The 26,469-nt window shown below is 50.4% G+C and carries 29 protein-coding genes; 10 read left to right on the forward strand and 19 right to left on the reverse strand.

Annotated elements, in window-relative coordinates; all coding sequences use genetic code 11:
* Nucleotides 1-43 precede the first annotated feature (43 nt).
* Complete coding sequence (locus tag BMZ51_RS14665) at nt 44-871, reverse strand: sulfite exporter TauE/SafE family protein (protein WP_068006832.1); 828 nt, start codon at nt 869-871, stop codon at nt 44-46.
* Nucleotides 872-1,153: 282 nt separating this feature from the next.
* Between BMZ51_RS14665 and BMZ51_RS14670 the strand changes: the two genes are divergently transcribed.
* From BMZ51_RS14670 to ychF, 3 genes are read left to right on the forward strand one after another with little or no spacing between them, the layout of a single operon-like run.
* Nucleotides 1,154-1,774 (forward strand): 50S ribosomal protein L25/general stress protein Ctc, encoded by a 621-nt coding sequence (locus tag BMZ51_RS14670; RefSeq protein WP_068006830.1) that lies wholly within the window; start codon nt 1,154-1,156, stop codon nt 1,772-1,774.
* Between the two features lie 32 nt (nt 1,775-1,806).
* Nucleotides 1,807-2,571 carry an aminoacyl-tRNA hydrolase gene (gene pth / locus BMZ51_RS14675; protein ID WP_068006829.1) on the forward strand — a complete coding sequence of 255 codons (765 nt, stop codon included), beginning with the start codon at nt 1,807-1,809 and terminating at the stop codon, nt 2,569-2,571.
* On the forward strand, nt 2,572-3,672 hold the full coding sequence (gene ychF, locus BMZ51_RS14680; RefSeq protein WP_068006827.1) for a redox-regulated ATPase YchF: 1,101 nt from the start codon (nt 2,572-2,574) through the stop codon (nt 3,670-3,672). It begins immediately after the preceding gene.
* 118 nt (nt 3,673-3,790) lie between these two features.
* Here the strand turns inward: ychF and BMZ51_RS14685 are convergent, their stop codons facing one another.
* The 10 genes from BMZ51_RS14685 to BMZ51_RS14730 all read right to left on the reverse strand — a co-directional run bounded on the left by BMZ51_RS14685 (nt 3,791) and on the right by BMZ51_RS14730 (nt 13,227).
* Nucleotides 3,791-4,600 carry a DeoR/GlpR family DNA-binding transcription regulator gene (locus BMZ51_RS14685; RefSeq protein ID WP_208979489.1) on the reverse strand — a complete coding sequence of 270 codons (810 nt, stop codon included), beginning with the start codon at nt 4,598-4,600 and terminating at the stop codon, nt 3,791-3,793.
* A gap of 458 nt (nt 4,601-5,058) precedes the next feature.
* Nucleotides 5,059-5,553 carry a GNAT family N-acetyltransferase gene (locus tag BMZ51_RS14690; RefSeq protein ID WP_068006826.1) on the reverse strand — a complete coding sequence of 165 codons (495 nt, stop codon included), beginning with the start codon at nt 5,551-5,553 and terminating at the stop codon, nt 5,059-5,061.
* Nucleotides 5,538-6,248, reverse strand: coding sequence for a 5,6-dimethylbenzimidazole synthase (gene bluB, locus BMZ51_RS14695; protein WP_068006825.1), 711 nt, complete (start codon nt 6,246-6,248; stop codon nt 5,538-5,540). Before bluB ends, BMZ51_RS14690 begins: the two co-directional genes overlap by 16 nt.
* Nucleotides 6,245-6,799 (reverse strand): adenine phosphoribosyltransferase, encoded by a 555-nt coding sequence (locus BMZ51_RS14700; RefSeq protein ID WP_068006823.1) that lies wholly within the window; start codon nt 6,797-6,799, stop codon nt 6,245-6,247. Before BMZ51_RS14700 ends, bluB begins: the two co-directional genes overlap by 4 nt.
* A gap of 58 nt (nt 6,800-6,857) precedes the next feature.
* Complete coding sequence (locus BMZ51_RS14705; RefSeq protein WP_068006822.1) at nt 6,858-7,733, reverse strand: S-methyl-5'-thioadenosine phosphorylase; 876 nt, start codon at nt 7,731-7,733, stop codon at nt 6,858-6,860.
* Between the two features lie 147 nt (nt 7,734-7,880).
* Nucleotides 7,881-8,726, reverse strand: a complete 846-nt coding sequence (locus BMZ51_RS14710; protein WP_082825645.1) for a cytochrome c1 — start codon at nt 8,724-8,726, stop codon at nt 7,881-7,883.
* 17 nt (nt 8,727-8,743) lie between these two features.
* Complete coding sequence (locus BMZ51_RS14715; RefSeq protein ID WP_068006820.1) at nt 8,744-9,979, reverse strand: cytochrome b; 1,236 nt, start codon at nt 9,977-9,979, stop codon at nt 8,744-8,746.
* 23 nt (nt 9,980-10,002) lie between these two features.
* Nucleotides 10,003-10,563, reverse strand: a complete 561-nt coding sequence (gene petA, locus BMZ51_RS14720) for a ubiquinol-cytochrome c reductase iron-sulfur subunit (RefSeq protein ID WP_068006878.1) — start codon at nt 10,561-10,563, stop codon at nt 10,003-10,005.
* A 362-nt stretch (nt 10,564-10,925) separates the two neighbouring features.
* A complete protein-coding gene (locus tag BMZ51_RS14725; RefSeq protein WP_068006819.1) occupies nt 10,926-12,764 on the reverse strand; it encodes an ABC transporter ATP-binding protein in 1,839 nt (612 codons plus the stop codon).
* A gap of 73 nt (nt 12,765-12,837) precedes the next feature.
* Nucleotides 12,838-13,227 carry a hypothetical protein gene (locus BMZ51_RS14730; protein WP_068006817.1) on the reverse strand — a complete coding sequence of 130 codons (390 nt, stop codon included), beginning with the start codon at nt 13,225-13,227 and terminating at the stop codon, nt 12,838-12,840.
* 569 nt (nt 13,228-13,796) lie between these two features.
* Between BMZ51_RS14730 and BMZ51_RS14735 the strand changes: the two genes are divergently transcribed.
* The 4 genes from BMZ51_RS14735 to hemF all read left to right on the forward strand — a co-directional run bounded on the left by BMZ51_RS14735 (nt 13,797) and on the right by hemF (nt 16,620).
* Nucleotides 13,797-14,252: a tRNA (cytidine(34)-2'-O)-methyltransferase gene (locus BMZ51_RS14735; RefSeq protein WP_068006876.1), complete on the forward strand. Its 456-nt coding sequence runs from the start codon at nt 13,797-13,799 to the stop codon at nt 14,250-14,252.
* 110 nt (nt 14,253-14,362) lie between these two features.
* A complete protein-coding gene (locus BMZ51_RS14740; RefSeq protein WP_208979491.1) occupies nt 14,363-14,902 on the forward strand; it encodes a DUF1176 domain-containing protein in 540 nt (179 codons plus the stop codon).
* A gap of 138 nt (nt 14,903-15,040) precedes the next feature.
* Nucleotides 15,041-15,622, forward strand: a complete 582-nt coding sequence (locus BMZ51_RS14745; RefSeq protein WP_208979492.1) for a DUF1176 domain-containing protein — start codon at nt 15,041-15,043, stop codon at nt 15,620-15,622.
* An 86-nt stretch (nt 15,623-15,708) separates the two neighbouring features.
* Entirely contained in the window at nt 15,709-16,620 is a 912-nt protein-coding gene (gene hemF / locus BMZ51_RS14750) for an oxygen-dependent coproporphyrinogen oxidase (RefSeq protein WP_068006812.1), read from the forward strand.
* A 73-nt stretch (nt 16,621-16,693) separates the two neighbouring features.
* On the opposite strand, the gene BMZ51_RS14755 is transcribed toward hemF, so the two are convergent.
* Together BMZ51_RS14755 and fumC are read right to left on the reverse strand one after the other, a co-directional pair.
* Entirely contained in the window at nt 16,694-17,284 is a 591-nt protein-coding gene (locus BMZ51_RS14755; protein ID WP_068006806.1) for a DUF2087 domain-containing protein, read from the reverse strand.
* 314 nt (nt 17,285-17,598) lie between these two features.
* Entirely contained in the window at nt 17,599-19,005 is a 1,407-nt protein-coding gene (fumC, locus tag BMZ51_RS14760; protein ID WP_068006800.1) for a class II fumarate hydratase, read from the reverse strand.
* 240 nt (nt 19,006-19,245) lie between these two features.
* Here fumC and BMZ51_RS14765 point away from each other — a divergent pair, with 240 nt between their 5' ends.
* Complete coding sequence (locus BMZ51_RS14765) at nt 19,246-20,370, forward strand: AAA family ATPase (protein WP_068006797.1); 1,125 nt, start codon at nt 19,246-19,248, stop codon at nt 20,368-20,370.
* Nucleotides 20,371-20,372: 2 nt separating this feature from the next.
* Nucleotides 20,373-21,365: an EamA family transporter gene (locus BMZ51_RS14770; protein WP_068006796.1), complete on the forward strand. Its 993-nt coding sequence runs from the start codon at nt 20,373-20,375 to the stop codon at nt 21,363-21,365.
* A 145-nt stretch (nt 21,366-21,510) separates the two neighbouring features.
* On the opposite strand, the gene BMZ51_RS14775 is transcribed toward BMZ51_RS14770, so the two are convergent.
* Nucleotides 21,511-21,981: a MarR family winged helix-turn-helix transcriptional regulator gene (locus BMZ51_RS14775; protein WP_208979493.1), complete on the reverse strand. Its 471-nt coding sequence runs from the start codon at nt 21,979-21,981 to the stop codon at nt 21,511-21,513.
* A gap of 179 nt (nt 21,982-22,160) precedes the next feature.
* On the opposite strand from BMZ51_RS14775, the gene BMZ51_RS14780 reads away from it, so the two are divergent.
* On the forward strand, nt 22,161-22,592 hold the full coding sequence (locus tag BMZ51_RS14780) for an organic hydroperoxide resistance protein (protein ID WP_068006794.1): 432 nt from the start codon (nt 22,161-22,163) through the stop codon (nt 22,590-22,592).
* 88 nt (nt 22,593-22,680) lie between these two features.
* Here BMZ51_RS14780 and BMZ51_RS14785 read toward each other — a convergent pair whose 3' ends face one another.
* The 5 genes from BMZ51_RS14785 to BMZ51_RS14805 all read right to left on the reverse strand — a co-directional run bounded on the left by BMZ51_RS14785 (nt 22,681) and on the right by BMZ51_RS14805 (nt 26,450).
* Complete coding sequence (locus BMZ51_RS14785) at nt 22,681-23,730, reverse strand: TIM44-like domain-containing protein (protein WP_068006792.1); 1,050 nt, start codon at nt 23,728-23,730, stop codon at nt 22,681-22,683.
* 176 nt (nt 23,731-23,906) lie between these two features.
* Entirely contained in the window at nt 23,907-24,338 is a 432-nt protein-coding gene (locus BMZ51_RS14790) for a DUF1284 domain-containing protein (protein ID WP_068006791.1), read from the reverse strand.
* Nucleotides 24,335-25,561, reverse strand: a complete 1,227-nt coding sequence (locus tag BMZ51_RS14795) for a CCA tRNA nucleotidyltransferase (RefSeq protein ID WP_068006789.1) — start codon at nt 25,559-25,561, stop codon at nt 24,335-24,337. Before BMZ51_RS14795 ends, BMZ51_RS14790 begins: the two co-directional genes overlap by 4 nt.
* Complete coding sequence (locus tag BMZ51_RS14800; RefSeq protein ID WP_208979494.1) at nt 25,558-25,830, reverse strand: DUF6111 family protein; 273 nt, start codon at nt 25,828-25,830, stop codon at nt 25,558-25,560. Before BMZ51_RS14800 ends, BMZ51_RS14795 begins: the two co-directional genes overlap by 4 nt.
* On the reverse strand, nt 25,830-26,450 hold the full coding sequence (locus tag BMZ51_RS14805) for a CoA pyrophosphatase (protein ID WP_068006870.1): 621 nt from the start codon (nt 26,448-26,450) through the stop codon (nt 25,830-25,832). The genes BMZ51_RS14800 and BMZ51_RS14805 overlap by 1 nt, the downstream gene beginning before the upstream one ends.
* Nucleotides 26,451-26,469: the final 19 nt, after the last annotated feature.

Raw genomic sequence — 26,469 nt, forward strand, 5'->3', positions numbered from 1 at the left:
AAAAGGCAGGGACCGCAAGGACCTGCCTTTTTTTATGGCTCCATCAAACAAAAATGTCTGAAAGCATTTTCACTCCGGTAATAAGCAGGAACAATGCAAACAGCCTATCAAGCAGTTTAGGTTTGATAGTGTGCGCAAGCTTTGCTCCAACTGGTGCCAGTAATACAGAGGCCGGTATAATCAGGCAGAACCCAATCACATTGACAAACCCGAGAGAATAGGCTGGCCGCCCTGGCTCTGACCAACCAAAATAAATCGCTGCAAGGGTTCCGGGAATAGCAATAATAAGCCCGATCGCCGCCGACGTGCCCACCGCTTTGCGTATGGGGTAGTTGAAAAAGGTCAGTGTAGGCACACCCAACGTCCCACCGCCAATGCCCATCATCACCGAAAACCCACCGATTAGAAAACCGATAATTTGCCGCAGTGGTGTGCCTGGCAAATGATCAGCAAGCGCGGCCCCTTCTTTGCGAAGTAACATGTTGGCGGCAACCAAAAGCGCGATCACCCCAAATACGCCAACGAGGATTTTTCCGCTGACAACTCCAGCCAGAACAGAGCCTAAAACAACCCCCACAACAATGGGCAATCCCCACTGTCGCAGTAAGTCAACGTCAATCCCACCGCGTTTATAATGTGAGTACGTGGAGGATGACCCAGTGGCCACAATTGTAGCAAGTGACGTACCAACCGCTGCATGCATAATGACGCTAGGAGCAACGCCCACTAAACCAAACATGAAGTAAAGGACCGGTACAATAACAATACCGCCCCCAACACCCAACAGCCCTGCGACAAGCCCGGCAATAACACCAGTCGCCAGTAGTGCTGCCGCCAAACTGAGCAGCTCTAGATAATTTGTATCGGCCATGACCACTCCAAACCTAAACAATTTACCGGAAGACTAGACCAAATAACGTTAAAAAGGCAGCTCGTTAAAGGCACATTTTGTATCTACGCAAGTGTTGTAATATTCTTGAGTTACAATCTAACAACAGAGTTGAGTTTCACTTGCGCTTTTTATGCGCATCCGGTATAGCAGCACCGTTACGTCGACACCCTTGGAGGAGACGTGCAAAGTTGGCCGTAGTCGAGCGTGCAAATCTGTCGCTCCCACGGCCTTACTTTTATAATCTAACTAGGAGATTCCACCATGGCAAACAGCTATGAGCTGAAAGCATCGGTGCGTGAACGGGCCGGCAAGGGGGCCGCTCGTGCGGCTCGTCGTGAAGGTCTTGTACCAGCAGTAATCTACGGCGACAAAAAAGCAGCAGTTTCTATCAATCTGCCGATTAAAGAAGTAACAATGACCCTGCATAAGGGCGGTTTCCTGTCTCACGTCGGTACAATCGACCTGAACGGCGAAAAAGCTTCTGTAATCGCGAAAGATTTCCAGCTGCACCCAGTCAAAGACACGCTGATGCACATCGATTTCCTTCGTGTTGCAGCTGACGCTACCCTGACCGTTGACATTCCTGTGAAGTTCTTGAACGAAGAAACTTCCCCAGGTCTGAAGCGCGGCGGCGTTATCAACGTTGTTCGTCACACCGTTGAAATGACTGTTCCAGCGAACGCAATCCCAGAAGCTCTTGAGATTGACCTGGCTGAAGCTGATCTCGGCTCTTCCCAGCACATCTCTGCAGTTACACTGCCAGCAGGTTGTGCACCTACAATCACAGACCGTGACTTCACGATCTCTACGATTGCTGCACCAGCTGGTCTGAAAGAAGCTGACGAAGCTTCTGAAGAAGGTGAAGGCGAAGGCGAAGAGTAATTCTCATTATCTAGGGCATTGGAGCTATACCCATGAAGCTGTTAGTCGGCCTCGGTAATCCTGGCCCTAAATACGAGAAACATCGTCACAATATCGGGTTCATGGCGGCGGATGAGATTCATCGCCGCCATAGCTCCTTCGGCCCGTGGCGGGCACGCTTTCAGGCTCAGGTTTCTGAAGGCAATCTGGCAGGCGAAAAAGTCCTGCTGATGAAGCCAATGACTTACGTGAACGAGTCCGGTCGTTCAGTAGGCGAAGCACTCCGTTTTTTCAAAATCGACCCACAAGACGTTGTCGTGCTCTATGACGAGCTAGACCTGCCTGCTGCAAAATTCCGCATGAAAAATGGCGGCGGCAATGGTGGCCATAATGGCCTGCGCTCAATCACAGCACACATCACAGATGGGTATCGCCGTCTACGACTTGGTATTGGCCACCCTGGCCACAAAGACCGCGTGCACCAATGGGTACTGGGTGATTTTGCAAAAGTGGATCAGGAATGGCTGTCCCCTCTTCTAGAGGCAATCGCTGACAACGCTCCACTCCTGGCGCAAAACAACGACAACCAGTTTGCAAACAAAGTCACACTGGCAACGCGCCCGTCCGGGGCGGTAAAACCTTACAAAAAGGACAGCTCTCGCGAGGCCGCTGCAAAGAAACAGCAGGATAAGGCCAAACCTGAGACTGAAAAAAAGCCTGCGCCAAAAGCCGTCGGTTATCAGGACAAAGAAGCTAACAAAAAGGGACCGCTCGCCGCAGCGCTTGAGCAGCTCCTTGGATCGAAAGGACAAGACTAAATGGGTTTTCAGTGCGGCATCGTGGGCCTGCCTAACGTTGGCAAATCTACCCTGTTCAATGCGCTTACAAAAACAGCGGCAGCGCAGGCAGCAAACTACCCTTTCTGTACCATTGAACCAAACACCGGTGATGTTGCAGTACCAGATCCACGTCAGCTCAAGATCCGTGAGATTGCAAACTCCAAAGAAATCATTCCAACACGCTTGACCTTTGTTGACATCGCGGGCCTCGTACGCGGTGCGTCCAAAGGCGAAGGCCTGGGCAATCAGTTCCTGGCGAACATCCGTGAGGTTGATGCAATCGCACACGTGCTGCGGTGCTTCGAAGACGACGACATCACGCATGTCGATGGCAAGATCGACCCGATCGCAGACGCTGAAACTGTCGAGACCGAGTTGATGGTTTCTGACATGGAAAGCCTCGAAAAGCGAATTGCGCCACTGGCGAAGAAAGCAAAGTCTGGCGACAAAGACGCAAAACTAGCGCTTCCGATCATGGAACAAGCTCTTGCGATTTTGCAGGATGGCAAACCTGTACGCGCCCTTGCCCTGACCGACCCAGACGACATCAAGCAGCTGAACCTGCTTAACCTTTTGACGTCCAAGCCAGTGCTTTATGTTTGTAACGTGGAAGAAGAATCTGCTGATAAAGGCAACAGCCTGTCAGCAAAGGTTCAGGAAATGGCCGAAAAGCAAGGCGCTGCCGCCGTTGTTATCTCTGCAGCCATTGAAGCTGAAATTGCTCAACTGGACGACGAAGAGCAGCGTGAATATATGTCCGACATGGGTCTGGATGAGCCCGGTCTTGATCGTCTTATCCGTGCTGGCTACTCACTCCTTGAGCTGATTACCTACTTTACAGCGGGACCGAAAGAAACCAGAGCCTGGACGATCAGTAAGGGCACCAAAGCACCACAAGCAGCTGGCGTGATCCATACAGACTTCGAACGCGGCTTTATTCGTGCACAAACCATCGCCTATGAAGACTATATCGGTCTGGGTGGGGAAGGACCTGCAAAAGACGCAGGTAAAGCACGCGATGAAGGTAAAGAATACGTTGTTCAAGATGGCGACGTGTTGCTCTTTAAGTTCAACACCTAAAAGCCCATCGTCAGAAAGATCTCCGCTCGCGTAGAATTCCATGCCCGAGCACAGAGGTGAAATCACAAAAAGGCACTCTCTGGAGTGCCTTTTTTGCTATCACAACAATGCAATCTAGTTACAGATCCAGCAAAACAATCTCGGTGGAAGCTTCGGCCTCCACATCCGCAACATGCACGTCTTTCACACCTTGTGCGACCAAGCTATTAAGAGTACTGGACTCCACACCACTATCGACGACAAGCAAATCTGCACGCGCGCAAGGATCGGCTACAAAGCGACTGGGAACGCCTATCTTACTGGAGTTGCACAAAACCATCAGCCGCTTGCATGAGGCAATCACAGCTCGTGCAAACTTGGCTTCCTCCTCTACGTAGTACATGAGCTCACCGGTCACCGATACGCCCACTGGGCATATAACACCCCAGTCCGCCTTAAGTTCCCCAACGGTTTCTAAAGCAACAGGCCCCAGCGCACCCTGCCCCTCGGAGTAAAGGTTCCCGCCGATCACATGGATATCTGCTGCAGTTTCTGCGCCGATAATCGTCGAAGCAACCGCGTACGAGTTGGTTGAAACCCGGATGTTCTTTATTTGTGCAAGGTGTTGCGCAAAGATAGTCATGGTGCTTCCAGCTTCGGTCACAACATGATCTCCGGGCAGAATGAAAGACGCAGCCAAACGGCCAATCGCGAATTTCTCGATGTAGTGGCTTCTCAGCCTGACCCGATAGGCATCTTGGCCCCGTGGCATGAGAAAACAGATTGAGTTTTCAAGAAGCTCAAACTCATCGCGGTCCGATAACATATGCGCAAGGATCGTGAGCTCTTCAAAGTCCATACCCAGAATATCGGAAGCGGCAGTCAATGAAATACGTCTGTGGCGCTTAACCAAATTGGCCAGCACATCCACCATTAAGTCATCAATCATCCAAAATGCCTAGATCTAAGATACTCTTCCACTCGTAGTTTGCATTCACTTTTAGAGAAAACAAAATTAAAATTGCTTAACTATTCTATAGGATTAGGTTTGGGAGCAAGGTATCCTCAAAAATCACCTAAAAATAGCATATTTCAGATACTCCGTTATATTTCAATTCAAATTTTATAATATATTTAGTGAAAAGGACACCGATGCTGGAGTGATTTCAATTTAAATTCTGCACTCTGTTCAATACGCAAAACAGTTTATCTGACTTACATGAAAATGATTCATCTATTCCCCTCGCAGGTTCTCCACTCACTCTATGCAATAAAGCAGATAGATGGCGACCGTAAAACAAGATCGGGTCATGAAAAACGCGCACTTCACCACACCAGTCGCGCCTGCGGAACGCGGGGCACCAGTGCCGCAGAGCGATGACCGCTCAGGAGTCCAATGGAAATTGGTTAAGGTTGATGACTTGCGATGTCGCGCCCAAAAATCACTTCATCACGAAGTGGGATACCATGAAGGCCAGTCACTGGAATTTCAGGCTTTAGCTTACGCTCTTCATCAATGACGCCCTGCACCACCTTCTCCAGGCAAAATCCCCGTCTTTGGTAGAACCGAAAGGCATCCAGATTGTCATTAGAGGTCCGCACCATGATCCGGCTAATCCCAGCATGGCGTGCAGCATCAACTGCTCCGTCGAGCAGCACCGTACCAACACCACCCCAGCGCTGAAGTGAATCGAGCGTCAGAATTTCCCATTCATGCTCCCGCTTAATCAGGGTGATCATACCAACCAGACGCCCATCATCTAAGGCCAAAAAGCCTGGTAGCGTGGAGGCATCTATCATCTCACCATCAAGCAATTGCTCAGGGCTGGTCCACCGGTTCACGAGCAGCTCAATGACTTGCTCTTTATCTTCTGGTTCAATTGTTCTTACTTGGATTGACACGAAGACGGCTCCTGTTTGGCTGAAAGCCTAACTAGATCAATATCTTTCAACATTCTGGTTTCAGTGGCAGTACGTGCCTGCCAACCTGTGCGGTGAAGTTCGGGCAGCTCGTTATTTTCAACCGGATAGCCCACGCAAAGATAGGCAACCAGTTTCCAGTTATCAGGTGCCCCAAAGAGCGGGCCGATACTCTCAGGGTCCAAAATAGATACCCAGCCAACGCCAATGCCCTTAGCTCTGGCAGCAAGCCAGAGGCAGTTAATTGCACTCACACAAGAATAAGCGAGTGTTTCCGGCATGGTCTTACGTCCCAACCCGGAACCCTGCTTGGGTTCAAGCTCACAAAACACAGCAAATTGCACTGGGGCGTCGGTCAAACCCTGCAGCTTAAGCGATGCGTAGCTCTCAGCCTGTGCGCCTTTGTAGCCCTCAAGAGCTTCTGCGTTTGCTTTTTGGAAGTTGAGATACACTGCCTCTCTGTTTTCAGGCAGGCTTACCTCAATAAAACGCCAAGGCTGGCTGTTGCCAACACTGGGGGAAAGGTCAGTTAACCGCAAAAGCTCATCCAAAGTTTCGCGATCAATAGAGTCTTGCTTGAAGTGGCGTACATCTCTGCGCCACTTCAAAAGCAGTTCTAAATCGTGATTAAAGGCCTCAGAAAATTGCGGGCCGCTATCAATAAATGTGTCATTCAATGACCGGGAAACTCCACTAATGTCCTGACGGGAATATCAAGTGCTTCCAGTTTTGCACGTCCTTGCAGTTCTGGCAAATCGACAATGAAGCACGCAGCAACAACATCTGCCCCAGCACTTCTGAGCAACTTGACAGCAGCTTCGGCCGTTCCGCCAGTCGCGATGAGGTCATCCACCACAATGACTTTCTCACCCTGTTTCACAGCATCACAATGGATCTCAATGGTATCCATTCCGTATTCCAGCTGATAGTCCTGCTGGAGCGTCTTGAACGGAAGCTTGCCTTTCTTGCGGACAGGCAGGAAACCAGCAGACAACTGGTGAGCAACAGCACCGCCCAAAATAAATCCACGTGCTTCGATACCAGCGACCTGTTCGATTTTGGATCCGGCCCATGGCTGCACAAGCGCATCCACTGCACGACGGAAAGCGCGAGGGTTGCTCAATAGCGTCGTGATATCACGAAACAAAACCCCCTCTTTTGGGTAGTTCGGAATGGTGCGAATGGATTCGATCAGCTCAGCAGAGATCGCATTGGTAGTATCGGTCATATTTTATTCCGCGTAGTCGTTTGATTTCGGCCAGCAGGCCAACAAAACACAGGCATATTTAGGTCTTATGTAAAACACGCCCTGCAACGGCATCAAGCTTGGCCAGCAGTTCTGGGTCACGTTTATCCGCAGCCGTAAGAATAGCGTATTCAAGGGCAGAGTTAGAACCAACCGGGCACTCTTCATGCTCCCTGGGAAGGCTTTTTGCGACAGACAGAACCAGCTTTTGCGCAGTATCTACATTCTCGTGCAGGACCTTGAGAATAGCATTGATGTCCACGTTTCCATGATCAGCATGCCAACTATCATAGTCTGTGACCATGGCAATAGTGGAATAACTTATCTCCGCCTCACGAGCCAGCTTTGCCTCTGGCATATTCGTCATGCCGATCACATCACAGCCCCAAGAACGGTAGAGGTGGCTTTCGGCCTTGGAGGAGAACTGCGGTCCCTCCATTGCCAGATAAGTCCCGCCGCGGTGATACGCCAGACCTGCCGCCTTACATGAGGCTTCCACCACATCAACCAGCAAGGGTGAGATCGGGTCGGCAATAGACACATGCGCAACGCACCCGGTCCCGAAGAAGCTCTTCTCACGCGCGATGGTACGGTCAATAAACTGATCAACAAGCACAAACGTTCCCGGCTTATATTCTTCTTTCAGCGAACCGCATGCACTGACCGATATAAGATCGGTAACCCCCTCACGCTTGAGCGCATCTATGTTTGCACGGTAGTTGATCGCACTGGGTGAATGAACGTGCCCGCGACCATGACGAGGAAGAAAAACGACTTTTAGACCATCGATCTCTCCGATGAGAAGATCATCTGATGGCTCACCCCATGGACTTTCAACACGCTGCCACAGCGCATTTTCAAAGCCAGGAATATTGTAAAGGCCTGAGCCTCCGATAATGCCCAAAACCGCCTTCATGGTACTCTCCCAGTTCGTCAGATCGCTTTTCTAACATTCTATCAGGTTCTGCCAAAATTACTGATTTTTCATATCGCAGATATGAATTGAACCCAAAAAAAAGGGCCACCCATCAGGCGGCCCCTCTTAAATTTTTGCAGCTGGATCTTAGTGATCCACCTTGCTCCAGATCTTGCGCTTAGTGAAGTACAGCAGAGCTGCAAACAGGATCAGGAACGCCATTACGCCAAAACCGATCTGTTTACGTGCTTCAAGGTGAGGCTCAGCAGTCCACATAAGGAATGCAGAAACGTCACGTGCGTACTGGTCAACAGTCATTGGAGAACCATCAGTGTACTCAACCGCCTCATCAAACAGTGGCGGCGCCATTGCAAGCGTCGTACCGGAGATGAAGTTCGGGTTGTAGTACTGGCCTTCTGGCACCTCAACACCTTCAGGTGCTTCGTGGTAACCAGTCAAAAGACCGTACAGATAGTCAGGACCGTTTTCCTGATACATCGTAGCGATGTCCAGAACGAACCAAGGGAAACCGCGAGTTACCGCACGCGCCTTCGCCATCAAAGACAGGTCTGGTGGGTATGCGCCATTGTTGGACGCACGAGCAGCCTGTTCGTTCGCGAATGGGGACGGGAACTTGTCGAACGGCTTACCGTCACGTTCGAACATTTCACCTTCGCCATCAGGACCATCTTCAATGGTGTATTCAGCAGCAAGGGCTTTTACTTCGTCAGGAGAAAAGCCAGGACCACCGGCTTCAGCCAGGTTACGGAATGAGACAAGGCTCAATCCATGACAGGAAGAACAAACTTCCTTGTAAACCTGAAAGCCGCGTTGAACCTGTGGCTTGTCAAACTGACCGAATGGACCAGCAAAAGACCAAGGCTGTTTTTCAACATGAGGACCATCACCAGCAGCCAATGCTGGGCCGGCAACAGCAAGCCCTGCAACTACTGCAAGAGCACGTGCGCTTTTGAACATCAGATTTTTCATCATACCAAAATCTCCCGCTCTTAAGCCGCGTGGCCGGTCTTACCCAGCACAGCATCGTTGATTGAGTCAGGCACTTTCTTAGTCTTTTCGATCAAGCCAAGAACCGGCAGGATCACCAGGAAGTGCGTGAAGTAAAGTACAGTGAACACGCGAGAAAGGATCACGTAGATACCTTCTGCAGGCATTGCACCAAGCCAACCAAGCATCACGCTGTAGAAAGCGAAAAGCCAGAAGAAGACTTTGAATACTGGACGGAAAGTCGCTGAGCGAACTTTAGATGTGTCGAGCCAAGGCAGCACGAAGAGAACTGCAATAGCACCAAACATTGCGATAACGCCACCGAGCTTGTCTGGAACAGCGCGCAGGATCGCGTAGAACGGCAGGAAGTACCATTCAGGAACGATATGTGCAGGCGTAACCATCGGGTTAGCTTCGATGTAGTTGTCTGGGTGACCCATGTAGTTTGGCAGGTAGAACACAAACCAGGAGAAGAAGATCATGAAGACAACGATCGCCAGCAAATCCTTCATCGTGTAGTACGGATGGAAAGGAAGTGTGTCTTTTTCGCTCTTAGGATCAACGCCAGCCGGGTTGTTGTTGCCAGTGGTATGGAAAGCCCAAATGTGCAAGATCACGATACCTACCAACACAAATGGCAGCAGGTAGTGCAAGGAGAAGAAGCGGTTCAGTGTTGGGTTACCAACGGAGAAGCCACCCCAAAGCCAGGTTGTGATGCTTTCACCAACCAGCGGAATAGCAGAGAACAGGTTAGTAATAACCGTTGCGCCCCACAAGGACATCTGACCCCATGGCAGAACGTAACCCATGAATGCGGTCGCCATCATGATCAGGAAGATCAGAACGCCCAAAATCCACGAAATTTCGCGTGGCTCTTTGTAGGAGCCGTAGTACATGCCACGGAACATGTGGATGTACACCGCAATAAAGAACATTGATGCGCCGTTAGCGTGCAAGTAACGCATCAACCAGCCGTAGTTCACATCACGCATGATGTGCTCAACGGATGCAAACGCCATAGTATCGTTTGGAGTGTAGTGCATAACCAGCACAATGCCGGTTACGATCTGCACAACCAGAACGAAGAAAGCGATCCCGCCGAAAGTCCACCAGTAATTCAGGTTCTTCGGGGTAGGAAAATCAACAAAACTCCCGCGCATAAGCGAGATAACCGGCAAACGGCGCTCCAGCCACTTTGCAGGTGCGCTTTGCGGTTCATATGTAGAATGACCAGCCATAGCTGCCTCCTGAGGGGGTCTGGTTAGCCGACGACGATCGTATCGTTTTCAGCAAACTGATAAGGCGGCACAAGCATGTTTTCTGGTGCCGGGCCTTTGCGGATACGACCTGCGGTGTCGTAGTGAGAGCCGTGACATGGGCAGAACCAGCCGCCGAAATCACCTGCTTCACCAAGCGGCACACAGCCAAGGTGTGTACAAATTCCAACCATCACCAACCAGGCTTCTTTGCCAGTCGAAGAACGGTTTACGTCACTTGCATCAGCACCGTCTTCCAGGTTTGCGTTACGAGCAAACTGGTCTGGAAGATCAGAGATTGGCACTGCGTTGGCTTCAGCGATCTCTTTTTCCGTACGTTGACGAATAAAGACCGGCTTACCGCGCCAGGTGACTGTGATAGATTGTCCGACTTCAACTGCAGAAACGTCGACTTCAACTGAAGCCAATGCCAGTGCAGATGCATCCGGATTCATCTGATGGATAAAGGGCCAAGCCAGAGCTCCCACACCGACCGCGCCCACGGCGCCGGTCGCGATGTACAGAAAATCGCGGCGAGTCGGTTCTGCCGTGTCCGTGTGTTCCAAGGTCGCGTCCTCTCGAAACATTATTGAAAGAGACACCTATTCGGACATCACGCTCAGCGCCAGAAACCGGTTTACACCAGGCGTTCATCTGCGGATCGTTAAGGCCCTTAGGTGAAAATGCGCTAAATACGCACTTATATTGATGGATGCTATCTGCCACCAAAGGTCGCACTTGTCCAGATCACATAAAATTTTGCGGACTTATTGTCGCAGACAACTTGGGAATAAGCTCTAAAACAGTGGATCAACAACATGTTGGAGCCCGAAACATGAGTCAAAAGTAGGGTAGTTCGGGAACCAAAAGACGCAAACTGGCCCCGAACTACCTTAAGTTTTACCCTCTTGATTCCCCAGTAAGGCCACTATTCAGCCGCAGCTTGGGCAAGAAAACCGCCAGATTGGTGGTTCCAAAGGTTCTCGTAGATACCCTGAGATTGAACAAGTTCCTCATGGGTACCCATTTCAACAATTTTGCCTTGATCCATGACAATAAGGCGATCCATTGCCGCAATTGTGGAAAGTCGGTGGGCAATTGCAATAACTGTCTTACCTTCCATCAATTCAAACAGGCTTCCCTGGATGGCAGCTTCTACTTCTGAATCCAAAGCAGAGGTCGCTTCGTCCAGCACAAGGATCGGAGCATCCTTCAAGAGGACACGGGCAATGGCGACACGCTGGCGCTGACCACCAGAAAGCTTCACACCGCGTTCACCCACCAGCGTATTAAAGCCAGTGCGCCCTTCTGGGTCCTTCAGATCGGAGATGAACTCCCACGCATGTGCACGACGTGCTGCCTCCTGCGCCTGCTCAAAGCTAGCTCCATCTTTGCCATAGGTAATGTTTTCCAAAATGGTCCGATGCAGCAAAGAGGTATCTTGCGACACCACGCCGATATGCTGACGCAAGCTCTCCTGGGTAACGCCTCGAATGTCCTGTCCATCAATCTTGATGTGACCACCTTCTAAATCATGAAAGCGTAGCAACAAATTCATCAGCGTTGACTTGCCAGCCCCTGACCTGCCGACGATCCCGATTTTCTCACCAGACTTGATCGACAATGTCAGCTGTTCAAGCACACCACTGCCCTTGCCATAATGGAACTTCACATCTTCAAATGAGATTTCCGCTTTGGAAACCACAAGCTCCTTGGCATCATCTTTATCAGCCACTTCAGTGTGCTTGGACAACATGCCGAGCCCATCTTGAACCGTACCAATATTCTCAAAGAGGCCTGCAACTTCCCATAGGATCCACTGAGACATCCCCTGCAGACGCAAAGCAAGGCCAATTGACAGCGCGATATCGCCCGTCGTGACCAAGGAACCCTGCCAAAGCCAGATCGAGGTTGCTCCAAGAGACAGAAGCAGCAAGTTGTTAATGAAGGACAGACAAACATTGAGCTTAGTCACATTGCGCATTTGCTGATGGACTGTACCCAGGAACTTACTCATGGAGCCCTTGGCATAATCCTCTTCTCGCGCAGCATGAGAAAACAGCTTCACTGTTGAGATATTCGTATAAGCATCAACAATATGACCAGTCATCAAAGACCGTGCATCCGCTTGCTTCTTCGATATTTGCTTAAGCCGTGGCACGAAGATGTACATGACCAGGAAATAGGAGGCCAACCACCCGACCATAGGTAGCGCAAGCCTCCAGTCGGCACCTGCAAGCACGACAAGTGCAGCCAGAAAATACACGACCACATAGACAAATATGTCAACAATACGAGTAATCACCTCCCTAACGGCGAGAGATGTCTGCATTAACTTGTTGGCGACACGTCCTGCAAAGTCATTACTAAAAAATGACAAGCTTTGCCGTAGCAACTGCCGGTGGCCCTTCCACCTAATTAGCATTGGGTAGTTGCCTACCAGACCCTGATGGAAGAATAGCTCCCAAATTATATTAACAGCCGGAGCGATCACCAGAAGAACAACGCCCATCCATACGAGGCTCCCCCAGTTATCGGCAAAAAAGGTCTCAGGGTCTTCAGTACTCAGCCAATTAACCAGATCACCCATGAATGTGAAGATAATAACTTCAACAATAGCAATTGCAGCGGCAAAAACTGCGACAATCAAAAGCAAAAATGAGACTGGCTTAGTATAGTACCAAACGAAACCCCAGAAATTACTTGGTGGAGTCTCAACCTCTTCGATCTTAAATGGGTCAATAATTTTCTCAAGATAAGAGAACATGACAAATCCTAAGTAAGATGTTTATTTTACTGGATACGCTACGATATCAACACGGGGAAACAATGGCGGTTGCTTACTGCAACCACTCATCTCTTTCGTAAGGATCTCTGCTGTCTTTCGATGGGCCTGAAAATGTCCAGATGACACTTGCAAACCCAACTCCAACAGCAAAAGCACCAACCAACGTATCGATAAAACGTTCCTTCAATAGAGAGCCGTTTTCACGCACTCCATTTGATTCAACAAGCTCTACAGCGCCCAATTCGGCGTAAAGTGCTGGAACAATTGCAAAAAATGCAACTCCTGCACTAATCAGCAAGAACCAGAAAGCATGCTTCAGGCTTTGAGAGAGAAGTCTTTTTTCAGGACGGGCCGAACGCAAATAACTGCGGTTATCGACCGGAATTTGAGCTGCAAAGCCGTCACGGGACGCGACTTGCGCCCAGATAAACGAGGTAATCATTGGAAATACTCCGACAACATATGCATGCAACCACAGACGCAATTCGTCTTTGAAGGGTTACATTGAGAAAATACGAGTTAGATGAGAGTGTTGGAAAAACGCTTTTTAAGCGAAAACATTGCAACGAGAACTATTGGTGGGATGCGTCTTGCATGCGCCAACAGTTGGGAGAACATGTTCGTTCATAACTACAAATACAGTATTCATGCGTGTCTCCCTCGGTCCAATGTTAAAAACAGCTGATCGGGCGATCAGCAACTCGGAGAGTTATATTCAAAGATGAATAGGGCTCTCAGCCGGTGCGAGATGCTTATACCCATAAAGGAACAAAGCTGCCTAGCCCCTAATATTCCAGAAAATGACTTTGGATTGCAGTGTATCTTTTTCGCAACATATATCACCTAGTTTACGCATGCCTCTTGTTTCCAAATAGGTTTCGCCCATAACGCCCCCTCATATTTCAAGAAACTATGCATTTTTTCTGGCGATTTTCACCGGGTTCCTCTAGATGCCCGAGTGATGCTTCCATAAACGAACCTGAACACGACCAGCAGCGAGCACCCTCAGATATGCCAGATATCGCTCTTTACCAACCCGACATCCCGCAGAACACAGGGACGCTGCTAAGGTTGGCTGCATGTATGGATGTAACGGTCCACTTGATCGAGCCTGCAGGCTTTCCTCTTTCAGATCATGCACTCAAGCGGGCAGGTATGGACTACATCGAGCGCGCGAAGCTTCAGCGCCATCTTGACTGGGAGAGCTTTCGTGCTTGGCAGCTAGCAGAAAAGCGCAGACTTATCCTCATGACCACAAAAGGAGCGCGGAGCTATACTCAATTCGCGTTCAAAAAAGACGATCTAATCTTGATGGGGCGAGAAAGCTCAGGGGTGCCAGAGGACGTTCATCAAGTTGCAGATGCACGATTACTGATCCCAATGAAGAACGGCATGCGTTCTTTAAACATGGCGGTATCTACGGGCATGGTTCTGGGTGAGGCCCTACGTCAAACAGATTGCTTTTGACACAAGTACAACCTAGGCTAGGCGCATTGTTAAATACGGTGCCTCGCACAGTTTAGGTTTATTTTGCAATGTTCGAGTGTCATCTGAAGAATCTTACTCATCTGTTTTGCATGACACTCGTGCTTTTGCTTCCTCACACAGCCCTTGCAGGAGCACCACTTGAACCCGTGCTCTCTCCCAATTTGCGTGATGAAGCACAGTTGGACCAATATGTAAGCCAACTCAACGAAATATACCCCTGCGACTGGCATGATGCGCATAAACGCAGCGGGTATAATCTCTACCATATCGGGAATGATATACAGGTGTTGGAATTCTCCTGCACTGTAGGGCTACACAACCTTGCAAGCATTTATATCCGTCAGGTCAACGGCACAGACGAAGCCATAAAGCCAATTTTAATTCATCGACCTAAAGGTCAGCCCGTCATCAGCCCTTACATCCTCTACAACAGTTTCTGGGACTTTTCGCGCAATGCGCTGACCAGCTTTACCGTTGATCGTGGCCTGTCCGATTGCGGGTCTTTTGAGGTGCACCGCTTTACAGCGGATGGCCAACTAAAGCTCCAAGAATATCGCGCGAAGCGCACCTGTGATGGGAAGTTCCAAGAGCCGACCAATTACCAGCTTATCTATTATGCAGAGGATTGAGCGTTTACCCGCCTTTTGTCATTCTCAGTCCAACAATCACTTCCTGTAAACCAAAAGCTTTCAGCCTACCGTAAGAGGCAAAAGGCTATTCTCTTGTAACCTCAATCAGAGTTTGCAGTTACAAAGAGGATGGCTTCCGTGTTCAAAACCGTATTGAGAGATACATCAGCATTCCGCAGCATACTGGTCGCCTGCCTGTCGTCCGTTCTTCTTGCATCCCAAGCCCAAGCTGACGCAAAGCAACCTCAAAAAGAAATGGGCCGACAGAATCTGAACCGCTACCTCCCGCTGTTGAATGCCGCCTACCCCTGCGATTGGACGGCAACCCATGACGATTATGGCAATTACCGAATGAAGTTTGGCGTAGATGTGCAGGTACTGGATTTTTCTTGCACCATCATCCCTTATAATAGCGCCCACCTCTTCGTCCGTGTAGATGAGAAAAACCCGGACAGCGCACAGCTGTTAACGTTTGAGCGCCCCAGCGGCGAAAACAACGGTGATCCAAAAATCGTTTTCAATGGGGTCTGGCACATCAAAACCGGAGACCTGACAAGTTTTACAAAAGGGCATCCTCTAGGGGATTGTGGCACCTACGAAGTTCACCGGTTTACTCCGGACGGCTACCCTCATCTCATCGAGTTCCGCTCCAAACCCAATTGCGATGGAAACTACATGAAGCCTGAAGAGTACCCCGTCATTTTCAAAGCGGGGAATTGACGAACGAGCAGCACGCATAACTGTACATCTCCAAGGCCGTCCAGTACATAGAGCACCAAATATGGCTTTGCGCTTCAGGAGGGATGATGAGCGAGCAAATAAATGCACTTCCAGCTGATCTGGAAGATAAGAAGAAAGAAGCGGCAGCGTGGTTCAGCCAGCTTCGTGACAACATTTGCGCAGCTTTTGAGAAGCTGGAAGAAGAAGTAGGCGAACAGGATGGCCCACTTTCAGAACAGCCAGCTGGCCGCTTTGAGCGCACCCCCTGGGAACGCACAGACCACACCGGCGGCCATGGCGGCGGCGGTGTTATGTCTTTGATGCATGGCCGCGTTTTTGAAAAGGTCGGCGTCCACGTATCGAGCGTGCATGGCGAATTCTCTCCTGAATTTAGAGACCAAATCCCCGGCGCAAGCGAAGACCCTAGGTTTTGGGCCTCAGGAATCTCCTTGATTGCCCACATGCACAACCCCAACGTCCCAGCTGTTCACATGAACACGCGTATGGTTGTTACAACGAAACAGTGGTTCGGTGGCGGAGCAGATCTGACCCCTGTCTTGGGCGCACGCCGCACCCATGAAGACCCGGACACCGTTGAGTTCCACGCTGCGATGAAAGCAGCATGCGAAAACCACCCCGGTGCTGACTACGACCACTTTAGAAAATGGTGCGATGACTACTTCTATCTGCCACATCGCAAAGAACACCGCGGAGTTGGCGGCATCTTTTATGACCGTCACAACACCGGTGACTGGAATGCGGACCTGGATTTAACCAAGTCCGTCGGCAACGCCTTCCTCGACATCTACCCGAAACTGGTGCGGAAAAACTTTTTGACGCCTTGGACAGTGGAACAACGCGAAGAACAACTCGTGCGCCGTGGCCGCTATGTAGAGTTCAACCTGCTCTATGATCGCGGAACCATCTTTGGCCTGAAAACAGGTGGCAACGTCTCTTCTATCCTGTCTTCCATGCCACCAGTGGTAAAGTGGCCATAAGCCACTCAACATGACACAAGCATCCCGATCAACAAATCGGGATGCCTTCTTTCTAGCGTCATGGTGCTCCAGATTAAGTGTCAGGCCGTACAATGAAGGAAAGAGCAGCGCGAGTAGGATTGCTCGCCAGACGCCGGGCCTTCAAGCGCCCGATCAAATCAAGCGCTTCCAGCGGAGGCCGCTGCTCCTGCCGCCTATAATCGGAACCGTCTCGATTACGCTGCAACATTCCTAGACCAAACAACTCCCTTCGCAACAGCGCAGGATCTCCAAAACAATGAGCTCCGTTCAGCAGGGCGTTGACTTCCTTTTCACTGAGCGATGTTCCCGCTGGGATCACAGACCACATCTGCCATAGGCAAAGAACTTGCACTTGCCTTCGGCCAGGCCATTTCACCAGTTGCCCAACCTCATCAAATTGGTTGAGTGCTCTCTCTAAAAGACGATGATCAATCTTCTCTTCAATAGCCGGGTTATCAACTCGAGGATAAGCAACATGAGCCGCCTTTAAATGTTGGAAATTCTTAAATCCTGAAGATTTGGCAAGCATGTTCATCAGCTCCAGATGAGATGGAGCTGCGCCGTGGGATTTCATCTGGCGGGCAATACTGCGCGCAAACTGAGAAATATCAGGCGAACTAAAAGGAACCGGGACTCTCGACATTGAAAAATCCTTTTGGCCGCATCAAATTTCGTGGTTGCTGGCTTACGAAGCGGCATCGGGCATGAATGTCGATTGCTTCTGAAGTGAAGTGGCAGGTTTAGCTCCCCTTTCGGGGCAGCAACGCCTTGGGAACTGCCGACCATTTGAAACAATAAAAGCACAACGCACAAAATGTCAACGTGCTCTTGATTGGCGCATAATTAACCACGCGCAGTCGGTAAGCTACACAACTCACACTGTGTTCGAGCAGCAAAAGCATTCAAGCGGCGACATGCCGGACATAGGCAATAAATGTCAGGCTACACGCACATGCCCTAGCCCGGCCTGACCATATTTTCGGGGCGAACGGCCTTGTCAAACTCCTCAAGCGTCACATAGCCAAGCCGCAACGCCTCTTCTTTCAAGGTCGTTCCGTTCTTATGAGCTGCCTTCGCAATTTCAGTCGCCTTGTCATACCCAATGGTTGGCGCAAGTGCAGTCACCAGCATCAACGAGCGCTCCATCAAGTCTTCAATACGATCCGTGTTCGGCTCAATGCCAACAACGCAGCGATCTGCAAAACTCACCATACAATCCGCCAGAAGCTCAATAGATTGCAGCAGGCTATTGGCTATAACCGGCTTAAACACGTTCAGTTCAAAGTGTCCGGTTGCGCCCGCCACACTGATAGCCGTCTGATTGCCCATCACCTGAGCGCACACCATTGTCACCGCTTCACATTGAGTCGGGTTCACCTTGCCAGGCATAATTGAGGAACCTGGCTCGTTGGCGGGCAGAGTAAGCTCTCCAAGCCCGGAACGCGGCCCAGAAGCAAGGAACCGGATATCATTGGCAATCTTCATCAAGGAGCAAGCCAGCGCATTCAACGCGCCATGAGCAAACACCGCTGCATCATGTGTTGCCAAAGCCTCAAATTTATTAGGTGCCGTCACAAATGGGAGTCCAGTCAGCGCACTCACACGGGCAGCAAATGCTCGTGCAAATTCAGGCGTTGAGTTAAGCCCAGTACCAACAGCCGTCCCTCCTTGGGCAAGGCGATAGAGCCCCACAAGGCTCTGCTCAATACGTTCTTTGGAATACTCCAGCTGCGCCGTATACCCGGAAAACTCTTGCCCCAATGTCAAAGGGGTCGCATCCTGCGTATGCGTGCGGCCAATCTTCACGATATCGGCAAAAGCGGCAACCTTCGCCTCAAGCGCAGAATGCAAATGTTCGAGCGCAGGCAGCAATATCTTATTAATCTGACAAGCAGCTGCAATATGCATCGCAGTTGGGAATGTGTCGTTTGAAGACTGTCCCATATTCACGTGGTCATTGGGATGCACCGGAAACTTGCTGCCAACTTGTCCGTCAAGTATTTCGATCGCCCGGTTTGCAATCACCTCGTTGGTGTTCATGTTAGACTGGGTCCCAGACCCTGTCTGCCAGATCACAAGCGGGAAATGCTCATCCAGCTTACCAGAAATCACCTCACGCGCAGCCTGACAGATTGCTGTGCCAAGCTCTTCAGAAAGGCGGCCCTCTTCCACGTTCACCTTGGCAGCAGCCAGCTTTACGGCTCCCAACGCGTGGATAAGCGCAGGAGGCAGATGCTCCCTTCCAATAGGAAAGTTAATCAGCGATCTGGCTGTTTGCGCGCCCCAGTATTTGTCAATAGGAACATCGAGTACGCCAAAACTATCGGATTCGCGGCGCATACCATCAGAATTTTGAGCAGACATCGAAACTTTCCTCTAAAGCGTACTCCCGCAAACCGGGATTGGTTTAAAACCAAGCATACGCGACAAAACAATGGCACAAGCAGTGTAACTTCAATTTGAGCACCAAACTGCTTGGGCGACATATAAGAACAAAACGTGAATTTTCAGTGCATGAAACACCCGTTTTCATTTACAACCTTCAGCCAACCTGTTTATTCTCAACCAATACCTACCCAAGATATATCAAAAAAGTTTCACCAGATGTCTATGCCACCTCTTTCAGCAATCGGTATTGAAAATTACCGCTCTGTTCATAAGCTTTTTATGCGAGTTGGCGCCGTCAATGTTTTTGTCGGTAACAATGGAGTAGGCAAGACCAACCTCTACAAATCGCTGGAACTCCTGCAACAGGCTGCTTTGGGCCGTATTACACGCGCTGTCTCTGAAGAAGGTGGCGTCGAGAGCGTCATGTGGGCTGGCGATTTGAAGGTCCATGAGAAGAAGCGCATCATTTTGCGCGCTGATCTCGGCGACCTTTCCTATAAGATTGAGTTGGGGCTACCCAACCCAATTTCCGATCCTGCTCTTCCCCTTGAAACAATGGTAAGAGAAGAAACACTGACCCTCATGGCCGGCAGGAAACCTGTAGTGCTCATGCAGCGAAAAGGTCCAAGCGCCTTTCTCAGGTCAAGTAACGGCGCCCGTGTCACCTATGACAATGAGTTGCTGCCCTCAGAAACTGCGCTGGCCAGCATTCGTGATGGTGGCCAGTTCCCTGAGCTCGACCTTGTTCGCCGCGCTTTAGCCGACTGGCGCTTCTACCACACCTTCCGTTCGGATCGCGACAGTCAGTTACGTCGTCCAAGTCCCAATATTACCACGCCCACACTCTCATCCGATGGGAGCGACTTGGCCGCCGTCTTCGCAACACTCAAGGAAATCCGAAAGGACACATATTTCCTTCAGGAAGCAGTGGCTGATGCCTTCCCTGGCAGCAACCTGCTCCTTGAGGCAAACGGGCAGGATTGTCGCTTTTCGCTGCAAACACCAGAAATCCGCCGTCCCTTTCCATCCCAGGAACTTTCAGATGGGACACTTCAATATCTGGCGCTTCTCGGGGCTATGTTGTCCTATCGCCTGCCTGCCTTCATCGCCCTCAATGAGCCAGAAGCCAGCTTGCACCCTGACCTGCTTGAGCCACTTGCAAAAGTAATTGCCAAAGCCTCCGAACGCAGCCAGATCTGGCTGGTAACGCACTCAGAACAACTTGCAGACCACATTGCTGAACATGCAGGTGCGTACCCAAGGCGAATCTACAAGGAAAACGGCCACACTGGAATTGATGGCCTGAAAATCACCGGCGAATTTGTCGGAGAGGAGTACTAAGCTTGACCCCCAAAGGACTTATGGTCTGCCTTACCACAATGGTAAGTTGGGCGCTTCTTATTGTGATCAGCAAGGGTTTGCTGGTCAGATACAATTTGGACCCGTGGATCTTCACCATTATTCAGCTGATGTTCGGTGGCGTGTTTCTTGTGTGCATCAGCGGCAGCTCAGCGACCACACTGATCGCGCTGCGCAGCCCTTACACGTGGGCCTATGGCGTGGCCCGTGTTCTGTCTGCAGCTTGTTTCACGGCCTCCCTGCTTTACATCAGCGCGGCAAACGCTGGATTTTTTGGACTGGTCTCGATCCCGTTTTCCGCTTTGATGTTTGTCTTACTGTTCTCCCGCAAACCATCCGTACTTGAACTACCCGGCCACATAATTATCGTTGCTGGAATGGTTCTGCTGATCTCCACTTTGGAAAATACATTCTCCAATCCAGCTGTATACCTGATGCTCCTCTCCGAAGCAGCAGTCGTTTCCTCGGTGATTATCGCAGAGTTTCATCCTCAGAACCAAGGGGATAGCCTAAAGGAACGCGCCTCTCTTAGCGGTGTTATGTTGCTCGCTAGTGCCTTCACGATGCTCGTCACTCTAGCAGCACTATCGCTTTTGACGGGAGCAACGGAACCGGCCACAACAACGCCGCAGGTGGTGGACTGGAAACAAAGCATACCACTCATTGACCTCAGCCAAGTCTGGAGCCTTAAGATGTGGATCGCGGCTATCGCCGTGGGGGTCACACTGCGCGGCACTTCCATGTTCTTATCCATGCAGGCAATCAGTCTGGTTGGCGGGCAAAATTACGTAGCAACCATTGCAGCACTACCGTTTACATCCTTGCTGTTTGAACGTGTTGCCGACGTATCAGGGTATCTGCCACAACACATGCCTGATCCGCTCACAGTGCTGGCAGGCGTAATCATGACCTGCGGATCGCTTAGCATCATGTGGGCTCGCCAGCATAAGCTAAAAACCGCTGCTGCAATTTTGTAAATCAGGCAAAAGTTCAGTCCCCGTAAGAGGAACTATTTATCGGTCTGGAAATTTCCATAGAGCGCCCTGACAGCCAGAAATCTGTCGGGGCCTTTGCAATTCTCGGAAAACATGCGGCTTGCTTGGAAAGCGTCCGCTGACATGATCAGCCAGAAACCTTCTCCTTTGCCTTTATCATATGCGCCTGAACCTCATTCAGCTGCTCTACAAGCTGACGGATCGTCTCCGCTGGCGTATCCAGATGCGAAAACGCACATTGCTGAATGTCAATAATGCCATCACTCAGGCCACGCCCGGTCTCGCTCAGGCTCACGATGACTTGCCGCTCGTCTTCCTGGGAGCGCGTTCTGGAAATATATCCCATTTCTTCAAGGCGTTTAAGCAGAGGCGTCAAGGTGTTGGACTCAAGGAACAAGCACTCACCCAGCTCAGAAACACGTTGATGGTCTTTTTTAAAAAGTGCCAGCAGCGTGATGTATTGCGGATAGGTGATGCCAAGCTCTTTCATCACCGGCTTGTAAAAACGGTTAAAGGCGTGGTTCGCTTTATAGATCGCGAAACACACATGATCATCCAATTCATAACCTTGAAATTCATCTGGCTTCTTCTTGGTCATCGCCCAGTTCCAGTCTTGACTACTATTCTGGCGGTCACTTCTAGTCATCAACTCAAATCGCGTCAAATTAAATCGTACACGATTAATTCAAACTCCCATTGACAACAGTTCCAAGTTTTTCTATTTACATCGTACACGATCTAATCTTAGACGATTTAAATAGCGAATAGGAAATTCAAATGTCAGTTAATGTTCTTTATCAAACAAGTGCAGTCGCAACAGGTGGTCGTGACGGCACCACAAAAACCAAAGACGGTTCGCTAGACTTACAATTGTCTACTCCCAAGGAACTCGGCGGAGCAGGTGGAGCGGGCAACAACCCTGAGCAACTCTTTGCTGCTGGTTATGCCGCATGTTTCATAGGTGCTATGAAGTTCGTTGCCTCACAGCAATCCGACGTATCTCTGCCAGCTGATGTAAATGTGGAATCGACAGTTGGAATCGGTCCACGTTCAGAAGGTGGTTTTGGTCTGGAAATTGCTCTGGCTGTGACTGTACCGGGTATGGACAAAACGCAAGCTGAGCAGCTCGTCGCAGCAGCACACGAAGTTTGCCCCTATTCAAATGCCACACGCAATAACATTGACGTCAAACTCTCTGTTGCAGTTTGAGCTGTACGCAGGTCTGAAAAGATCAACGACAGGCGACCACAAAAAAAGGGGCCTTTTTGGCCCCTTTTTATAACTTATGGTATGCGCGTCAATCAGCCTGCTGAATGGCTGACAGCTTCCAGGCTTCCCCAGCCTCGCGGATAAACGTCCAGATCTCCCGGCGCTCTTCTGGCACATCTGCATTGCCTTCAACCACTTTGTTTGAAGATCGTTCGCGCATCACGTCAATGGCCTCATAACGCATCGCGACAGAAGCATAGTCCTTGCCGTCTTCATTCCATGACTCACTCAGATCACCCTGAAGTAATTTGATAGAGTGCACTTCGTTGATAAGGCCTTTAGAGGCTGCTTTACCCAGCTCCTCCGCGAAATAACCCATAATTTCAGGAGTAGCTACTTCCCGAATCTTACCGTAGTTCTCACTGCCATAAGCAGTCCAGACCGTGGTCAGCAGAGCTTCGAAAGCATCAAAGTCCTCAGCAGTAACCCCAAGCTCATCATCTCCTTTTGAGGAAAACACAGGCGTCTCATCTGGCTGAGCTGCCTGTGTGCCTCCAAAACCGGTATTCGGAATACCGGAGGAACCTGAACGACGAGGCGCATCCTGCGCTCCTGCATCGTTAAAAGAGAAACTTTGGTTTTCTTCGGGGGCCGGCTGGTACCCGTTGGCCCCTGCCGGTTGCGGCTGCTGCCGACCACGCAAAAAGCGCATCAACAACATGATACCACCACCAATCAACAGCATCTGGATGATCAGACCAAACATCCCGGCAGCCCCGCCAAAGCCGCCGCCAAACAACATCCCTATCAAACCACCCAGAGCCAGGCCGCCAAGCATGGAACCAATCATACCACCCCCGAAGAAGCCGCGCTTTTGACCGGTCGCCGCCTTGGAGGCCGCAGCAGCACTTGATTGCTGAGCACCCGTTTTAGGGCCGTTGTCTGGTGTCATTGAACGTTGAACCGGAGCGGTCTTCGGCGCAGTATTTGTCGACTTTGGAGCAGACCAACTGCGCGAACCGCGACTACCAAAACTAAAACCGCGTTTCGCCTCGGCAAAATCAGTGGTCACAAACATAAGACCGACAGCAAACACAAGAGCTGTCAGAAACTTTGGGAACTTTTTCAATGCAAGCATGTTACCCCTAAACCTGCGCTTAAATTCACGTAGCCCTCCATATGGGGGCATTCTCTTAAAATTTGAAGACCTAAGGGCACAGATGAAACGGGGATATGTGTTTTCTGCTCATATTAAGCAGATGCAAAAGTCTCAATTACCCCAACCACACAGGTAAGAGACAGTCTGTATTAGTGCTATTTTGGATAGAGAAGGCGAGTTTTCTGATAACCACCTTCCGCAATTTCCTTGCAAAACGGCTCCCACTCACACTCATTGCAAGCCACCTTCATATCTCCATTGCCGAAAGCACTGCGCAACTGAGTAACCAAGCCGCTTGTCAAAACCAGCTCATCTCCCACACTCAGCGGGCGATCAAGGATTTCACGCACTGTTTTCAAAGCTTTTGCATCGCGCTCCACCACACTGCAGTTAAAACAGTGCGGGGCGGCTTCCTCCTCGATTAGGGCAGAGCAAATATCATCGGGCCCATCCACCAGCAACACTGGCTCACCTGTGTTCAACCGCTGGACCACCCTGTTATAATTTTTGGAGAAGCCCTTCGAATAACCGTGGCCAATGAAAGTCAGGATACATAACAGGTGATGGCCACGCAGCTTAACACTCATGGCTTTTTTGCCTCCAAAATCAACTGCGTTTTGACCTGCTCAAGCAATAAGTCAGCAGAGCTCTGGTAATCCGACTCTGCCCAAATCTGCTGCCCCAAACGCATCGCTTTACCCATCTCTGGTCCAGTCGGAATTCCTGCAGAAATCATCATTTTGCCCGTAAGGGGAAAACTAGGGATCTCCCAGTTATTAGCAAACAACAGCAAGTCCCTAAACTCCGCCTGCGTTGAAAGGTCACCGTACATCCAAGCGGTCAAAAGACCATCAACAACCCCATCAACACCAAAAGCAATCAAAAGGCCTTTTAAGTCCTGCCCTTTGTCAACCGACTTGCGCAAAATCTCGGCAACATCATCAGCCCTATCAATCTGCTTCGTCTGGGCGTTGGAAAGTCGCAGATATGGCGCGACCTTACGCCCCGCCAAACCTCCAAGCCTCAAAACCGGGCTCATTGCAGCTCGTGGCAGGTCCTCAAGCTCTAGCAAGCGGGCAAACCGGAAACACACAGCATCTTCACCCAAAACAAGCTGCAAGATGCCACCGCGCTCCATCAACTCAAGCGCCTCAAGCGCTCGCGGTGCGCACAGTGTTCTTAGCACTTCCTTGGTGATACGTTCTTTGGAAAGATGCGAAAGCCCATCCTTCAACTCAACACAAGCTGCATACCCTCGCGCATCAATTGTGCCGCGCCCATATGTTGCGAAAAACCGAAAGAACCGCAGAATACGCAGATAGTCCTCGCGAATACGCGCATGCGCTTCGCCGATAAATCGTAAGTGCCGGTTGAGACAATCTTCAACGCCACCCAGCGGGTCAAACAAGTCACCGTTCCGGTTCACATAAAGCGCGTTCATCGTAAAGTCGCGCCGCTCTGCATCTTTTGTCCAGTCCCGCCCAAACTTCACAGTTGCATGACGTCCATGCGTTTCCACGTCTTCGCGAAGGCAAGTGACCTCAATTGGCACACCATCAATAACAAGCGTGACGGTTCCGTGGTCAACGCCGGTTGGTATCGCCTTGATACCCGCAGCTTGCGCTCTGGCCAAAACCACCTCCGGCAACGCAGTGCATGCAATATCAACGTCGTCGACGCTCTCTCCTAAAAGCGAATTTCGAACGGTACCACCAACCGCGCGCGCGACATCACCGTCCTGTTCCAAAACGTCAAAAACCCGCTGAACAACCGCACTGTCCAGCCAGCCTCTCTGCAATAGCTGGGTCATTGCTTTGGCGTCTCGTACCCACCTGGAACAAACTCACCGTCGATCACCTGTGCAGGTCGGTATTGTGAGCCGAGCGGAGCACGACTTACTTCTGCAAGCAAAACCAAACTGGCAATCACAAGAGCAATGCCAAATATGCTCAACCACAACATTGGACCATCGCGAAAACGTTTATCACTCTTCGCCTTGCGAACCACCATCACCCACACAGCGTAGGCAATAAATGGAACAAAGAACAACAACCCATGTGTTAGGAGCATACGTATCATCAGGCATAGACCCTATTATAAAGCACGCGCAGGATGCCAGCGGTGACACCCCATATGTAACGCTGCTCAAACGGCATGGCATAATAGTAGCGCGTTTTGCCTCTGAATTCTCCGCTTTTTTTATGATGGTTCTCAGGATTCATCAGGAAAGACAAAGGCACTTCAAAGACTTCATCTACTTCCGCGGGGTTAGGCGAAAGGATCAAAGGTGGTTTGACAGTGGCAAGAACCGGAACAATACGGTAACCTGAGCCCGTGTAATAGTCCCCAAGATCTCCCACAACCTCCACTTGTCCTGCAGTCAGGCCAACCTCTTCCTCTGCCTCACGCAACGCGGCTCCAACAGGCCCTTCATCTTCCTCATCAACTTTCCCACCGGGAAACGCAATTTGTCCGGCGTGAGAACGCAGGTGCTCTGTGCGCCGTGTCAGCAAAATGGAGGTATCTTCTCCCCGATCAACAATACCAATCAGGACAGCGGCTTCTCGGACTTGATCCAGTTTCTCACCATAATCCGCAATATCAGGGTTTAGAATATGATCACCAGCAGGTTCGTGCGCACTGCTGCTCAACCGGTCCAGAACCCGTAACCTAAAATTCTCTGCTGTAAACTCAGACAAGATCTCGTGCACCCTAATT

This window comes from Pseudovibrio axinellae, assembly GCF_900110875.1.
Classification (GTDB): Bacteria; Pseudomonadota; Alphaproteobacteria; order Rhizobiales; family Stappiaceae; genus Pseudovibrio; species Pseudovibrio axinellae.